The 13,533-nt window shown below is 62.6% G+C and carries 15 protein-coding genes; 4 read left to right on the top strand and 11 right to left on the bottom strand.

Annotated features, from left to right (window positions below):
• Positions 1-8: 8 nt before the first annotated feature.
• The 6 genes from QPK29_RS16285 to rpsO form a co-directional block, all read right to left on the bottom strand.
• Positions 9-878: an STAS domain-containing protein gene (locus QPK29_RS16285; RefSeq protein ID WP_371768080.1), complete on the bottom strand. Its 870-nt coding sequence runs from the start codon at positions 876-878 to the stop codon at positions 9-11.
• Between the two features lie 336 nt (positions 879-1,214).
• Entirely contained in the window at positions 1,215-1,427 is a 213-nt protein-coding gene (locus QPK29_RS16280) for a hypothetical protein (protein WP_056137016.1), read from the bottom strand.
• A 182-nt stretch (positions 1,428-1,609) separates the two neighbouring features.
• Positions 1,610-1,933 carry a type II toxin-antitoxin system RelE/ParE family toxin gene (locus tag QPK29_RS16275; protein WP_371768079.1) on the bottom strand — a complete coding sequence of 108 codons (324 nt, stop codon included), beginning with the start codon at positions 1,931-1,933 and terminating at the stop codon, positions 1,610-1,612.
• Positions 1,934-1,941: 8 nt separating this feature from the next.
• Positions 1,942-2,217: a type II toxin-antitoxin system Phd/YefM family antitoxin gene (locus QPK29_RS16270; RefSeq protein ID WP_371768078.1), complete on the bottom strand. Its 276-nt coding sequence runs from the start codon at positions 2,215-2,217 to the stop codon at positions 1,942-1,944.
• A gap of 162 nt (positions 2,218-2,379) precedes the next feature.
• Positions 2,380-4,488 (bottom strand): polyribonucleotide nucleotidyltransferase, encoded by a 2,109-nt coding sequence (pnp, locus tag QPK29_RS16265; protein ID WP_056137010.1) that lies wholly within the window; start codon positions 4,486-4,488, stop codon positions 2,380-2,382.
• A 226-nt stretch (positions 4,489-4,714) separates the two neighbouring features.
• A complete protein-coding gene (gene rpsO / locus QPK29_RS16260; protein WP_056137414.1) occupies positions 4,715-4,984 on the bottom strand; it encodes a 30S ribosomal protein S15 in 270 nt (89 codons plus the stop codon).
• A 189-nt stretch (positions 4,985-5,173) separates the two neighbouring features.
• On the opposite strand from rpsO, the gene QPK29_RS16255 reads away from it, so the two are divergent.
• From QPK29_RS16255 to QPK29_RS16240, 4 genes are all read left to right on the top strand, one after another.
• Entirely contained in the window at positions 5,174-5,677 is a 504-nt protein-coding gene (locus tag QPK29_RS16255) for a hypothetical protein (RefSeq protein WP_371768077.1), read from the top strand.
• 14 nt (positions 5,678-5,691) lie between these two features.
• The gene (locus tag QPK29_RS16250; protein ID WP_371768076.1) at positions 5,692-6,198 is read left to right on the top strand and encodes a hypothetical protein; all 507 of its coding nucleotides are present in this window, start codon (positions 5,692-5,694) and stop codon (positions 6,196-6,198) included.
• Between the two features lie 64 nt (positions 6,199-6,262).
• Positions 6,263-6,997 carry a hypothetical protein gene (locus QPK29_RS16245; protein ID WP_371768075.1) on the top strand — a complete coding sequence of 245 codons (735 nt, stop codon included), beginning with the start codon at positions 6,263-6,265 and terminating at the stop codon, positions 6,995-6,997.
• A gap of 345 nt (positions 6,998-7,342) precedes the next feature.
• Positions 7,343-7,975 carry a phasin family protein gene (locus QPK29_RS16240; RefSeq protein WP_400189781.1) on the top strand — a complete coding sequence of 211 codons (633 nt, stop codon included), beginning with the start codon at positions 7,343-7,345 and terminating at the stop codon, positions 7,973-7,975.
• An 80-nt stretch (positions 7,976-8,055) separates the two neighbouring features.
• Here QPK29_RS16240 and pssA read toward each other — a convergent pair whose 3' ends face one another.
• From pssA to QPK29_RS16215, 5 genes are all read right to left on the bottom strand, one after another.
• The gene (gene pssA, locus QPK29_RS16235) at positions 8,056-8,916 is read right to left on the bottom strand and encodes a CDP-diacylglycerol--serine O-phosphatidyltransferase (RefSeq protein ID WP_056137002.1); all 861 of its coding nucleotides are present in this window, start codon (positions 8,914-8,916) and stop codon (positions 8,056-8,058) included.
• An 85-nt stretch (positions 8,917-9,001) separates the two neighbouring features.
• Positions 9,002-9,766 carry an SIMPL domain-containing protein gene (locus tag QPK29_RS16230; RefSeq protein ID WP_056137000.1) on the bottom strand — a complete coding sequence of 255 codons (765 nt, stop codon included), beginning with the start codon at positions 9,764-9,766 and terminating at the stop codon, positions 9,002-9,004.
• Positions 9,767-9,987: 221 nt separating this feature from the next.
• Positions 9,988-11,004, bottom strand: coding sequence for a ketol-acid reductoisomerase (gene ilvC / locus QPK29_RS16225; RefSeq protein ID WP_056136998.1), 1,017 nt, complete (start codon positions 11,002-11,004; stop codon positions 9,988-9,990).
• A 73-nt stretch (positions 11,005-11,077) separates the two neighbouring features.
• On the bottom strand, positions 11,078-11,569 hold the full coding sequence (gene ilvN, locus QPK29_RS16220) for an acetolactate synthase small subunit (RefSeq protein WP_056136997.1): 492 nt from the start codon (positions 11,567-11,569) through the stop codon (positions 11,078-11,080).
• On the bottom strand, positions 11,569-13,293 hold the full coding sequence (locus QPK29_RS16215) for an acetolactate synthase 3 catalytic subunit (RefSeq protein ID WP_056136995.1): 1,725 nt from the start codon (positions 13,291-13,293) through the stop codon (positions 11,569-11,571). Before QPK29_RS16215 ends, ilvN begins: the two co-directional genes overlap by 1 nt.
• Between the last annotated feature and the right edge of the window lie 240 nt (positions 13,294-13,533).

Raw genomic sequence — 13,533 nt, 5'->3', positions numbered from 1 at the left:
CGCGGTCCTTATGCGTGGGCGGTGCGTTTGATGACGGACGTGCCGGTGCGCTCGAGCGCGACGAGGAACGCGTCCGCCAGCGTGGCCTTCGTCACGACGTCTTCCAGGTTCACGCCCAGGTGCACGATGGTCTGCGCGATCTGCGGACGGATGCCGCTGATGATGCAGTCGGCGCCCATCAGGCGCGCGGCCGCGATCGTTTTCATGAGGTGCTGCGCGACGAGCGTGTCGACGGTCGGCACGCCGGTGATGTCGATGATGGCGATCGCGGCGCCCGTGTCGACGATCTTCTGCAGGATGTTCTCCATCACTACCTGGGTGCGCGCCGAATCCAGCGTGCCGATCAGCGGCAGCGCGAGGATGCCATCCCACAGTTTGACGACGGGCGTCGACAGTTCCAGCAATTCCTGCTGCTGGCGCACGATGATCTGGTCGCGCGCGCGCTGGAACACTTCGATGGTGTACAGGCCCATCTTGTCGAGCAGCGAGCTGATGGTCCACGAGGCCGATGCGAGCGCGGCCGGGTCGCCCGCGAAGCCTTCGTTCAGGCGCGTGAACAGCGGCTGCTTCAGCGAGAACACGAAGGTCGCCGTCTCGCTGGGAGTCGAGCCGTTCCTGGCGCGGGTCGACGAGATCTCGCTCAGGATGTCGCGCACCTCGTCCCACGAACGGTGGTCGATGTTCTGCAGTTCGCCGCCGCGCGTGGCCTGGGCGAACGCGACCAGGAATTGCTGGCAGTGCTTGCGCAGCTGGTCTTTCGAGACGACGCTCGACCGCACCGTCAGCGCTTCCAGCTGCTCGATCCACTCCGAGCCGATGTCGGCCTGATGATCCTGGATGAGCTGGCTGATGCGGTTCGCGTAGTCCTGGGTCGTCATCTGTATTCCTTTTTTGGAGTGAAAGGTTGTGCCGTTTGGGCCCGTTTGCGGCCCCGGCAATTCTGTCAAATGACCAACTATACCACCCATTTCCTGCACAACACGACACGATAGGCGGGGAAACCTCGATATATTCTGCAGCTTTGCAGCATGAGGCGTCAAAGGTTTACCGTAGTGGTAACTTTGATAAACTTCTTTTGGTAAAGGCGCAGGAAATGCGAATTCTGTGGGGCGGCAGAAACAAAAAACCGCCAGGCTCACGCACTGGCGGTTTTAATTGCTGATGAACAGGGAAACTACATGCGGTGACGATGGGCAATGCTGCATGACGCCGGCTCAGGCACGTTTTGCTTTCTGTTCAGCCGTCAGGCGTTTGCCGACGACGACGATGGTGATCAGCGGGGATTCCATCACGGGCGCAGCCGACACGACGGCGCGGGGCGCGGCAATTTCCAGCGGCGCGGCGGGTGCGGCGATCGCGTTCGCCACGCTGGCGACGACGACGACGGCTGCGACAAAGATCGATTCCATGTTCTTGGCGATGTTCATTTCTCTTCTCCGGTTCGTTTGGTGTAAGGACATTATGCGAACGGATGAGATATAAATCCAATTTCATGTTCAAATACTTAGCATTTCCAAAAGGAATATCTCGGCAATCGACTACGGCTGAGATATCACATTGATGAATGAGTTAATCCAAGACCATGAATGAGATGGCGGGAAAGGTTGGTTCACGCATCGGCCAACAGCCGTCGACGCAGGAGTACCTCGAGATCGCGGCTCGTATGACAAACAATGTGAATGTAGAACGCTTCGCTCGCGCGTTCGAAGATGATGCGATGCTGGCCCGCAAGAAGCTCGCGATACTGATCCAGCTGGAGCTCTTCCAATTCCGGCACGTAGGTACCCTTGGAAGGCCAGTCCTTGAGTGAACCGGCTTCGTCCCGGATCTGTTCAGTGACCTTCTTGACGAATGCGGGCGACTGATACCGCTTCAGGTACGCGCGGATTTCAAGCACATCGTCGCGCGCGGCATTCGTCCAGATGATGTTCATGGAGGCGTTCAGCTTTCCTTGTCTTCCGCGTCGAACCGGGCAAAGAGATCTTCATGATCGGTTACCTCGCCTTTTTCGATTTGCTTCTGGCCATGCGCCAGAATGCGGAGCATCGTGAGCTGATCCTGCATTTTTTGATAGCTCAAGGGATCCTGGATGACAGCCTGAACCTTGCCGTTCACGGTAATCATCACAGGCTGACGCGTCTCCTGAACCTGCTTGACCACATCGCTGGTGTGCGTTTTCAGGTAGCTGATGGGCTGAATGTTCTGCACGAAGTTCATGGTGCCTCCACGGTCGATGACGACATCCTACCATAGACCTAAATTCAGCACCAAATTTGGCACCAGGCAGGCTTGAGATAGGCCCCGCCAATAAAAAAAACCGCCAGGCTCACGCACTGGCGGTTTTCGTAGTCTGGACGCCGCGGCGTCCGCGGGCAAGGCTTACTGCGCCGCTGCCGCCGCGTCATCCGCAGCCGCTGCCTTCATCGACAGCTTCAGGCGGCCGCGCTCGTCGGTCTCGAGGACCTTCACGCGCACTTGCTGGCCTTCTTTCAGGTAGTCGGCGACGGCGTTCACACGCTCGTTGGCGATCTGCGAGATGTGCAGCAGGCCGTCCTTGCCCGGCATGACCTGGACGATGGCGCCGAAGTCCAGCAGCTTCAGCACGGTGCCGTCGTAGGTCTTGCCCACTTCGACCGATGCGGTCAGCTCTTCGATACGGCGCTTGGCTTCCTGGCCGGCGGCGGCGTCGACCGACGCGATGGTCACGATGCCTTCGTCGGTGATGTCGATCTGCGTGCCGGTCTCTTCGGTCAGCGCGCGGATCACGGCGCCGCCCTTGCCGATCACGTCACGGATCTTTTCCGGGTTGATCTTGATGGTGATCAGGCGCGGTGCGAAGTCCGACAGTTCCGTCTTCACAGACGGCACGGCCTTCTGCATCTCGACCAGGATGTGCTGGCGGGCTTCCTTGGCTTGCGCCAGCGCCACCTGCATGATTTCCTTCGTGATGCCCTGGATCTTGATGTCCATCTGCAGCGCGGTGATGCCCGCGGTGGTGCCGGCGACCTTGAAGTCCATGTCGCCCAGGTGGTCTTCATCGCCCAGGATGTCGGTCAGGACGGCGAACTTGCCGCCTTCCTTGATCAGGCCCATCGCGATGCCGGCCACGTGGGCCTTCATCGGGACGCCGGCGTCCATCAGTGCCAGGCAGCCGCCGCAGACGGACGCCATCGACGACGAACCGTTCGACTCGGTGATTTCCGACACCAGGCGGACCGAGTAGCTGAACTCTTCCGGCGACGGCAGCGCGGCGACCAGCGCGCGCTTGGCCAGGCGGCCGTGGCCGATTTCGCGGCGCTTCGGCGTGCCCACGCGGCCGGTTTCACCGGTGGCGAACGGGGGCATGTTGTAGTGCATCATGAAGTCGTCGGTGTACTCGCCCATCAGCGCGTCGATCTTCTGGCTGTCGCGGCCGGTGCCCAGCGTGGCGATCACGAGGGCCTGGGTTTCGCCGCGGGTGAACAGCGCGGAACCGTGGGTGCGCGGCAGGACGCTCGTGCGGATCGAGATCGGACGCACGGTGCGGGTGTCGCGGCCGTCGATGCGCGGCTCGCCTTCCAGGATCTGCGAACGCACGACCTTGGCTTCCATGTCGAACAGGATGTTGCCGACTTCGGCTGCATCCGCTTCGACGCCCTGCGCGGCCAGGCCGGCCAGCACTTCGGTCGACAGCGACTTCAGTTTTTGCTGGCGCGCCGATTTTTCGCGGGTCTGGTAGGCGTCGCGGATTTTCGCGTCGGCCAGTTGCGCGACTTGCGCGATCAGTGCTTCGTTCTTCGGTGCCGGCGCCCATTCGACTTCCGGCTTGCCGCCTTCTTCGACCAGCGCGTGGATCGCGTCGATGACGGCCTTCATCTGCTCGTGGCCGTAGACGACCGCGCCCAGCATGACTTCTTCCGACAGCTGCTGCGCTTCGGATTCGACCATCAGCACGGCGTGCTCGGTACCGGCGACGACCAGGTCCATCTGCGAGGTCTTGAGCTGGGTCGTGGTCGGGTTCAGGATGTACTGGCCGTTCGCGTAGCCGACGCGGGCCGCGCCGATCGGGCCGTTGAACGGGATGCCGGCGATGCACAGGGCGGCCGAGGCGCCGATCATCGACGGAATGTCCGGATCGATTTCCGGATTGACGGACAGGACGTGGATGATTACCTGGACTTCGTTCAGATAGCCTTCCGGGAACAGCGGACGGATCGGACGGTCGATCAGGCGCGACGTCAGCGTCTCCTTCTCAGACGGACGGCCTTCACGCTTGAAGAAGCCGCCCGGGATCTTGCCCGCGGCGTAGCTCTTCTCGATGTAGTCGACGGTCAGCGGGAAGAAATCCTGGCCTGGCTTGGCATCCTTCTTGGCCACGACGGTCGCGAGGACGACGGTGTCTTCGACCGACACGAGGACGGCGCCACTGGCTTGACGGGCGATTTCGCCGGTCTCGAGGGTGACGGTATGGTCGCCGTACTGGAAGGTTTTCGTAACTTTGTTAAACATGGGTAATCCCTTTCTATTTGCCGACAGATTTTCAGGCGCTGTCGTTCACCTCGACTACATTTTTTTCCTTCGGGGTCAGAGCACGGTGTTCACGGTTGTGCTCTGACCCCGACTTACTTCAAAGAAAAACTCAACGACGGCCAAAACGAAAAATGCCCGCGACAGTGAAACTGACGCAGGCATTTCGAAGCTTGGGCCGTCTGGCGCAATGCTCGGGAACTGCTGATTACTTACGCAGGCCGAGTTTGGCGATCAGGTCGCGGTAACGGTTCAGATCCTTGGCCTTCAGGTAAGCCAGCAGGCTCTTACGACGGTTGACCATCATGATCAGGCCACGACGGGAGTGGTGATCCTTCTGGTGTTCCTTGAAGTGGCCGTTCAGTTCATTGATGCGGGCGGTCAGCAGTGCAACCTGGACTTCCGGCGAACCGGTGTCTTTGTCGCCGCGTGCGTTGTCCGCGATGATCGCGGCCTTGTTGATGTTTTCTACGGTCATGATGTTGCCTTTCACATGCGGTGCAAGAGTCGGAACCCAGCGCACCGTGAATTGATAAAAAACCTGGCCCGAAGGCCAAGACCGGGAAGTATATGGGAAAAGCGCGGGCGAGGCCAGTTTTTCCGCCGCTTCCGTTAAAATCGGCGGGTTGGCGATGCCACAATGGCATGCCCGCTGAACCGTACATACATGAAAAATACTCTCATCCGCACCGCCGCCGTCCTGGGCATCGCCCTGTCCCTGTCTGCCTGCTCGACCTTCAGCCGCACACCGCCGGCCGGCACGCCGCTGGCCGACGTGACCGCGAAGCTGGGCAAGCCGGACGCCGTCTACCCCGATCCCGCCGGCGGCCAGGTGCTGGAATACCGCGGCCAGCCGATGGGCCAGTACAACCACATGGCACACATCGGCGCCGACGGCCGCCTCGTGGCGTACGAGCAGGCGCTCACCAGCGAGAACTTCGCCAAGGTGCAGCCGGCGCGCTGGACGAAGGACGACGTCCTGCGCAGCTTCGGCCGCCCCGCCGAAGTCTCGCGCGACCGCGCGACGGGTGACGAAGTCTGGTCGTACCGCTACAAGCAGGACGGTGTCTGGAACTCGTACAGGAACATCTATTTCAACGTCCGCGGCGAAGTACGGCGCACGGACGACACGCCGGATCCGCTGCTCGACGACCGTTCGAAGGGCCTGTAACCCAGGAGATTGCGATGATGAACCCGCTCCGTTCGACCCTGCGCGTAACCGCCCTGGCGCTGGTCCTGTCAGGCTGCACGACGATCTTGCGCCAGCCGCCGCCCATCGGGGCGCCGCTGACCGCCGTCACTGCGCAGCTCGGGCAGCCGAACGCCGTCTATCCGGACCCCGCCGGCGGCCAGGTGCTCGAATACCGTGGCCAGCCGATGGGCCAGTTCCAGTACATGGCGCGCATCGGCCCGGACGGCCGCCTCGTCTCGTACGACCAGGTGCTCACGAGCGAGAACTTCGGCAAGGTCAAGGTCGACCGGTGGACCAAGGACGACATCCTGCGCAATTTCGGCCGCCCGGCCGAGGTGTCGCGGGTGTACGCGCACGACTACGAAGTCTGGTCGTACCGCTACAAGGAAGCGGGCGTGTGGAACTCGATGATGAACGTGCACTTCGATGCGCAGGGCGTCGTGCGCCAGATGCTCAACGGGCCCGACCCGCTGTACGACGACCGTTTCCGCCGCCGCTGATCCAGGCTGGCGGCGCAACAATGTGTGAGGATGTGGCGATCGGCGCTGGCTATACTGGGCCGACATGATCGCCACCGCCCCTGCCCTGCTCCCGCCGCGCGACCGCCGCCACGTCGGCATCGCGGTCACGCTCGTCGTGCATGCCGTCCTGGTCCTGGGCTGGCAGATGACGCGCCGTCCGCCCACCGTCGCGCCCGACCCGCCGCGCTCGACGATCCAGTGGATCCGGCTGCCGGCGCCCGCCGCACCCCAGCCGCGGCGCGAACAAGAGGAACAGGCGCCCGCACGCCCGCAGGCAGCGCCGCGCGCAGGCGCAATCACCCTGCCCCGCGTGACCGTGCCGGCCGCACCCGCCGTGGCGCCGCCCGCGGCCGACACGCCCGCCGCCGCGAGCACGCCCGCGGCACCGCCGCCGCCCTCCGCCGGCGCCGCCATGCTGGAACGCGCCCGGCGCGACGTCGGCGCCATCGACCGCGCGCTGCGCAAGGAAAACAATCCGTATATCGTCGCCCCGCCGGACAGCCCGCAGATCCGCCTGCGCAGGGGCATCCAGGCCGCGGCCGACATGGCGCCGAACGCGTGGTACCAGGCGCCGAAGGTGGCGGAACTCGTCAACAACACGGGCGACGGCGCGCGCCGCGAGCGCGTGATCTCGGGCGGTGGCACCTATTGCATGACGGAGCGCGCGCCGACGACGAGCATCGACATGATCGAGAAGCACGGCAAGTGGCGTCAGACCAATTGCCCGGAGCACGAATCGACAGCGAGCTCGCAGGAATGGCGCACGGCCCGGGATTGACACCCGGACGCTTCGCTCCAGGCATGGCGCCACGCGCCGCCGACCCGTTCCATTCTTCCATGACAGACCTGCTGCAATGCAGCAATTCATCATAAATTTCCCGGCGAATATGAGGCGAAAAATATATTGGCCGAAAACGACGGAAGTTTATTATTCAGGACAGAAACGTCGTGCGCACGGTTGAAACCGACATTGAAAAGTCATGAAAAGCGTCTAGTCTAACGAACTCGCGCTAGAACACATATGTGCTGAGCAGTGCGATTGTGCGATGCAAAATCTAACTATCAATTGATTTCTGGCATCTTTGTGCCACAGCGTCGCAATTTTCAGACCGGATACACTTTCATGAGGTCACACATGTTCCTATTCTCGCAATCCGTTACGCCCGCAGTTCGTTCGCACCTGGATGCACAGGTTGCGTTTCTCAACGACATGTCGAAATCGTGGTCGCGTTCGATCCAGAACATCGTCGAAGCCAACATCCAGCTGGGCCAGACCTTGCTGGAAGAAACGAATATCGCCAGTCAACAACTGATGACCACAACGCATCCGACCGAGGCCATCTCGGCCGCCGCATCGCGCGCCCAACCGGCGGCGGAAAAGATTCGCGCCTACCAGCAGCATCTCTCGCGCGTCGTGGCGGACTCCCAGGTCGAACTGGCCCGTGTCGCCGAGCAGCACGTGCCCCAGACGTCGCGCACGGCCAAATCCCTGGCCGACGAGGTGTCTCGCGCAGCCTCCGAAGAAACGCAGAACAGCCTGCGCACCCAGCAGGACACGCTGAAGAACTTCCGCGATCCGTTCCAGCAGGGTGGCGGGAATGGCAGTGCCCACCGCGGCAACCTGCAAAGCGGCGGCAACGGCGCGGAGGCCGGTGTCCGCGTCGAAGCCGATGCGCGTGACGGCACGATCCAGGGCAACGTCCAGGGCAGCCAGCAGGGCCAGCAACATGGCAAGTCGACTGGCAAGGCAAGCTGACGCCCGATAGAAATGACAACGGGACCGCGCACGGTCCCGCTTCGCATGACGCCCTCCGGGGCGTTTTTCGTGGGGCGGCCTCAGCGCCGCTCGCTCGGATCCAGCGCCTCTTCGTCCGTCTGGACGATGCTGACGGGCTTGCCCTTCGCGAGCCGGTACAGATACACGGCATAGCCCGACAGGCCATACAGGACGAACAGCGGCCACAGCACCTTGGGCGGATCGATCGCCAGCAGCGCCAGCGCGAGCGCGATCAGGAACACGACGATGAACGGCACCGACTTGCGGAAATTGACGTCCTTGAAGCTGTAGAACGGGACATTGGTCACCATCGTCAGGCCCGCGAACAGCGTGATGCCCCACGAGATCCAGTCGACCTTGCGCGCGCTGACGTTGATGTCCGGGTCCGTCATCATCATCACGAAGCCGACGACCAACGCAGCAGCGGCCGGGCTCGGCAAGCCTTGGAAGAAGCGCTTGTCGACGACCTCGATATTCGTGTTGAAGCGGGCCAGGCGCAGCGCGGCGCCGGCGCAGTAGACGAACGCGGCGATCCAGCCCAGCTTGCCCAGGCCGCGCAGCGACCATTCGTAGATGACGAGGGCCGGCGCGGCGCCGAACGAGACCATGTCGGACAGGCTGTCGTACTGCGCGCCGAACTCCGATTGCGTGTTCGTCAGGCGGGCGACGCGGCCGTCCAGGCTGTCCAGCACCATCGCGATGAACACGGCCCAGCAGGCGTGGTCGAAGCGCTGGTTCATCGCCATCACGATCGCGTAGAAGCCGCCGAACAGCGCGGCCGTCGTGAAGGCGTTCGGCAGCAGGTAGATGCCCCGGCGCGGGCGCGACGCGGCGGCGTCCGTCTTGCGGACGCGGCTGAAGCGGGCGAAGCGGGGCGCCTTGATGGCGCCGGGTTTGCGGCGTCGGGGTAGTGTCGGCATAGGTTTCTTTTTCTCAACAATGCACCGAGGAGGCGCGGACCCCGCCATTATAAGGTCCGCCCCCCGTGTTAGCGAACGGCTACCTTCAGCGGAATTTCACCTTGCCGACCAGGCGCATCTGCAAGGTCGTCTCGCCCGGCTCGAAGCTGGGTTCCGGCATCTCGGCCATGTCGGCGCGCTTGGCCGACATGCGCATCATCTGCGGTGCCGCGGCCTCGGCCTGGCCGCCCGCGTAATTGCCGCTGCCTTCGAAATCGACCGTGTCGATGACGGCGTCGTTCACGTTGCGGCCCATCGCGCGCGCGATGGAAGCGATGCGCTCGTTCAGGTTGCGGTAGGTGGCGGCAATGCGCTCGTCGTCCAGGCGTTTCTGCAGCTCCGGGCTCAGGTGATAATCGATGCCGTTCAGGTTGACGACTTTCTGCGCGGCGGCGGCCGTCTTCGGCAGCGCCTGCAAGTTGCGCGTTTTCACTTCAAGATATTGCCCGACGCGCCAGCCGATCGGGACGCGGCGCGCGGCAGGATTCGCCAGCGGACGCGGGCCGTCCGGCACTTCCGGATAGACGGGATAGGTGTAATAGCCGACCGTTTTCAGTTCCGCCTGCGGATCTTCGCGGCGTACGATCTCGGTGCCCTGCTTCATCTTCTGGTTGGCGCGGGCCGTGGCTGCCGCGCGATCCTTGTCCTGCTCCTCGACGGCGAAGGTGACGGTCGCCTCGTCGTTGGCATGTTTCACTTCACCGAACGCGGGCACGATGACCAGGGTGCCGCTCGTGGCGGGCGCGGACTGGGCTTGCGCGGACAACGCGGACGCCAGCGCGGTCAACAGGACGAGTTTTTTGATGGACATTGTTGTTCTCCTTGATTGCATGCGCGGCTGTTGCCGCGGCAGGAGAACGATAACCGGTTTGACGTAAAAGTCGAGTTTATGTAATGGAAAGTTGCAATTGATTGCAAAGCAGTGCAAAAACGCCGCCCCCGCGGAGGCGGGGGCCCAAGTTCAGCGTTTCGACAACGCTACATTGGCCCCCTGCCTGCGCAGGGGCGACGGTACAACAGCTAACGACTTGATCAGTTCTTCGACTGGTCGACCAGCTTGTTCTTGGCGATCCACGGCATCATCGCGCGCAGCTGTGCGCCGACCGTCTCGATCTGGTGCTCGGCGTTCAGGCGACGACGCGAGATCAGGGTCGGGGCGCCGGCCTTGTTTTCCAGGATGAACGACTTGGCGTATTCGCCGGTCTGGATGTCCTTCAGCACGGCGCGCATCGCGTTCTTGGTGTCTTCGGTCACGACGCGCGGGCCGGTGACGTATTCGCCGTATTCCGCGTTGTTCGAGATCGAGTAGTTCATGTTGGCGATGCCGCCTTCGTAGATCAGGTCGACGATCAGCTTCAGCTCGTGCAGGCACTCGAAGTAAGCCATTTCCGGAGCGTAGCCGGCTTCCACCAGCGTCTCGAAGCCGGCCTTGATCAGCTCGACGGCGCCGCCGCACAGCACGGCCTGTTCGCCGAACAGGTCGGTTTCGGTTTCTTCACGGAAGTTGGTTTCGATGATGCCGGCCTTGCCGCCGCCGTTGGCCATCGCGTACGACAGGGCGATGTCGCGGGCTGCGCCGGACTTGTCCTGGTAGACGGCGACCAGGTGCGGCACGCCGCCACCCTGGCGGTAGGTGCCGCGCACGGTGTGGCCCGGGGCCTTCGGTGCGACCATGATGACGTCGAGGTCGGCGCGCGGCACGACCTGGCCGTAGTGCACGTTGAAGCCGTGCGCGAACGCCAGCACGGCGCCCTGCTTGATGTTCGGTTCGACGTTGTTCTTGTACACGTCGGCGATGTTCTCGTCCGGCAGCAGGATCATGACGACGTCGGCGGCTTTCACTGCCTCGTTGACTTCAGCGACCTTGATGCCGGCCTGTTCGACCTTGCCCCACGAGGCGCCGCCGCGGCGCAGGCCGACGGTGACGTTGACGCCCGATTCCGTCAGGTTCTGGGCGTGTGCGTGGCCTTGCGAGCCGTAGCCGATGATGGCGACATTCTTGCCTTTGATGAGGGAGAGGTCGCAGTCTTTGTCGTAGAAAACTTTCATTTTTAATCCTGTACTTTTCGTGTGTCGTTATTTTGTTTGGTGGACGCAGGGCCCACCGAATGAATCGCCAGCGTCAAACCTTGAGGATGCGCTCGCCGCGGCCGATGCCGGACCCGCCCGTGCGGACGGTTTCGAGGATCGAGGCGCGGTCGATGGCGTCGATGAAGGCGTCCAGCTTCGTCTTCGCGCCCGTCAGTTCGATCGTGTACGTTTTTTCCGTCACGTCGATGATGCGGCCGCGGAAGATGTCGGCGGTGCGCTTCATTTCTTCGCGCTCCTTGCCGACTGCCCTCACCTTGATCAGCATGAGCTCGCGCTCGATGTGCTGGCCTTCGGTCAGGTCGACCACCTTCACCACCTCGATGAGGCGGTTCAGGTGCTTGGTGATCTGCTCGATGATGTCGTCCGAACCCGTCGTCACGATGGTCATGCGCGACAGGGTAGCGTCTTCGGTCGGCGCCACGGTCAGCGTCTCGATGTTGTAGCCGCGTGCCGAGAACAGGCCCACCACGCGCGACAGCGCGCCGGCTTCGTTTTCCAGCAGGACGGAGATGATGTGTCGCATTACAGGTCCTCCGATCCGAGCAGCATTTCCGACAAGCCTTTGCCCGTCTTGACCATCGGCCAGACGTTTTCGCTACGGTCGGTAATGAAGTTCATGAACACCAGGCGGTCCTTCATGGCGAACGCTTCGCGCAGCGCGCCGTCGACGTCGCCCGGCTTCTCGATGCGCATGCCGACGTGGCCATACGCTTCGGCCAGCTTCTCGAAGTCCGGCAGGGAATCCATGTACGACTCGGAGTAACGCGAACCGTAGTCGAGTTCCTGCCACTGGCGCACCATGCCCAGGAAGCGGTTGTTCAGGAGGATGATCTTCGGCGTCAGGTGATACTGCTTGCAGGTCGCGAGTTCCTGGATGTTCATCTGGATCGAACCCTCGCCCGTGATGCAGGCCACGGTCGCGCCCGGATTCGCCATCTGCACGCCCATCGCGTACGGCAGGCCCACGCCCATCGTGCCCAGGCCACCGGAATTGATCCAGCGGCGCGGCTTGTCGAACGGGTAGTATTGCGCGGCCCACATCTGGTGCTGGCCCACGTCCGACGTGATGAACGCGTCGCCGCCGGTGACTTCCCAGACTTTTTCGACGACGGACTGCGGCTTGATCAGCTCATCCGAGGTCGCATAGCGCAGGCACTCGCGGCCGCGCCAGTCTTCGATCTGCTGCCACCACTTCTGCACGGCCGGGTTCGGACGCTGCTCGGCGGCATCCAGCTGCGACAGCAGTTCGACCAGCACGTCCTTGACGTTGCCGACGATGGGGATGTCCACTTTCACGCGCTTCGAGATCGACGACGGGTCGATGTCGATGTGGATGATCTTGCGCGGGTTCGACGCGAAGTGCTTCGGGTTGCCGATCACGCGGTCGTCGAAGCGGGCGCCGATGGCGATCAGGACGTCGCAGTGCTGCATCGCCATGTTCGCTTCGTAGGTGCCGTGCATGCCCGGCATGCCGACGAATTTCCTGTCGGTGGCGCGGTAGGCGCCCAGGCCCATCAGCGTGTTCGTGACCGGGAAGCCGAGCTTGTCGACCAGCTTGTTCAGTTCGTTCGATGCATTGGCGAGGATGACGCCGCCGCCCGTGTAGATCATCGGACGCTCGGCCGCCAGCAGCAGCTGCACTGCCTTGCGAATCTGGCCGGCGTGGCCCTTGTCGACGGGGCGGTAGGAACGCATCTCGACCTCTTTCGGGTACGAGTACGTCGCCTTCTGCATGCTCACGTCCTTCGGGATATCGACGAGGACCGGACCCGGACGGCCGGTGCGTGCGATATAGAAGGCCTTCTTGATGGTATCGGCAAGGTCTTTGACGTCCTTGACGAGGAAATTGTGTTTCACCACCGGGCGCGTGATGCCCACGGTGTCGCATTCCTGGAATGCGTCCTGGCCGATCGCATTGGTCGGAACCTGGCCGGAAATCACGACCATCGGAATCGAATCCATGTATGCGGTGGAGAGGCCGGTGACGGCATTGGTGACGCCCGGACCGGACGTGACCAGGCATACGCCCACTTCATTCGAGCTGCGCGAATACGCGTCGGCCGCGTGCACGGCTGCCTGCTCGTGGCGTACCAGGATGTGCTGGAATTTGTCCTGCTTGAAGATGGCGTCGTAGATGTAGAGAACCGCACCGCCGGGGTAACCGAAGACGTGCTTCACGCCCTCTTCCGCCAGGCAACGGACTACGATCTCAGCGCCCGTGATGGGAGCTGCTGCGTCGTTACTCATGATACGTTTCCTTTCAAAACCCATAGGGAGATTGATCGGATGCTCGTCCCTGACGAGATACGTGTCACGCAACAGTGCTCATGCTTCCCTTCTCTCTGCGGTCACGTCGATCTTTCAGGATGCCGTAGGATCCTTACGAACCGGCGCTGGACGCAACTCGTTCAGCTTGAGTTACTGTAGCGGAATGCGAATCTCTCGCGCTTGTGGCACGGGTTGGAGCAAACTGCCTACATTGTGAAA

It is taken from the genome of Massilia orientalis, from assembly GCF_030411975.2.
Taxonomy (GTDB): domain Bacteria; phylum Pseudomonadota; class Gammaproteobacteria; order Burkholderiales; family Burkholderiaceae_D; genus Telluria; species Telluria orientalis.
Note: the sequence above shows the minus strand (reverse complement) of the source record. Positions and strands in the feature narration are given on the sequence as shown.

What these genes read in the sequence shown, in the direction of transcription:
- QPK29_RS16280 (WP_056137016.1), bottom strand. Translation starts at nt 1,427, where the DNA reads ATGAACATCGCCAAGAACATGGAATCGATCTTTGTCGCAGCCGTCGTC.
- pnp (WP_056137010.1), bottom strand. Translation starts at nt 4,488, where the DNA reads ATGTTTAACAAAGTTACGAAAACCTTCCAGTACGGCGACCATACCGTC.
- QPK29_RS16270 (WP_371768078.1), bottom strand. Translation starts at nt 2,217, where the DNA reads ATGAACTTCGTGCAGAACATTCAGCCCATCAGCTACCTGAAAACGCAC.
- ilvC (WP_056136998.1), bottom strand. Translation starts at nt 11,004, where the DNA reads ATGAAAGTTTTCTACGACAAAGACTGCGACCTCTCCCTCATCAAAGGC.
- QPK29_RS16255 (WP_371768077.1), top strand. Translation starts at nt 5,174, where the DNA reads ATGAAAAATACTCTCATCCGCACCGCCGCCGTCCTGGGCATCGCCCTG.
- pssA (WP_056137002.1), bottom strand. Translation starts at nt 8,916, where the DNA reads ATGCCGACACTACCCCGACGCCGCAAACCCGGCGCCATCAAGGCGCCC.
- QPK29_RS16250 (WP_371768076.1), top strand. Translation starts at nt 5,692, where the DNA reads ATGATGAACCCGCTCCGTTCGACCCTGCGCGTAACCGCCCTGGCGCTG.
- QPK29_RS16215 (WP_056136995.1), bottom strand. Translation starts at nt 13,293, where the DNA reads ATGAGTAACGACGCAGCAGCTCCCATCACGGGCGCTGAGATCGTAGTC.
- QPK29_RS16230 (WP_056137000.1), bottom strand. Translation starts at nt 9,766, where the DNA reads ATGTCCATCAAAAAACTCGTCCTGTTGACCGCGCTGGCGTCCGCGTTG.
- rpsO (WP_056137414.1), bottom strand. Translation starts at nt 4,984, where the DNA reads ATGACCGTAGAAAACATCAACAAGGCCGCGATCATCGCGGACAACGCA.
- QPK29_RS16285 (WP_371768080.1), bottom strand. Translation starts at nt 878, where the DNA reads ATGACGACCCAGGACTACGCGAACCGCATCAGCCAGCTCATCCAGGAT.
- QPK29_RS16245 (WP_371768075.1), top strand. Translation starts at nt 6,263, where the DNA reads ATGATCGCCACCGCCCCTGCCCTGCTCCCGCCGCGCGACCGCCGCCAC.
- ilvN (WP_056136997.1), bottom strand. Translation starts at nt 11,569, where the DNA reads ATGCGACACATCATCTCCGTCCTGCTGGAAAACGAAGCCGGCGCGCTG.
- QPK29_RS16275 (WP_371768079.1), bottom strand. Translation starts at nt 1,933, where the DNA reads ATGAACATCATCTGGACGAATGCCGCGCGCGACGATGTGCTTGAAATC.
- QPK29_RS16240 (WP_400189781.1), top strand. Translation starts at nt 7,343, where the DNA reads ATGAGGTCACACATGTTCCTATTCTCGCAATCCGTTACGCCCGCAGTT.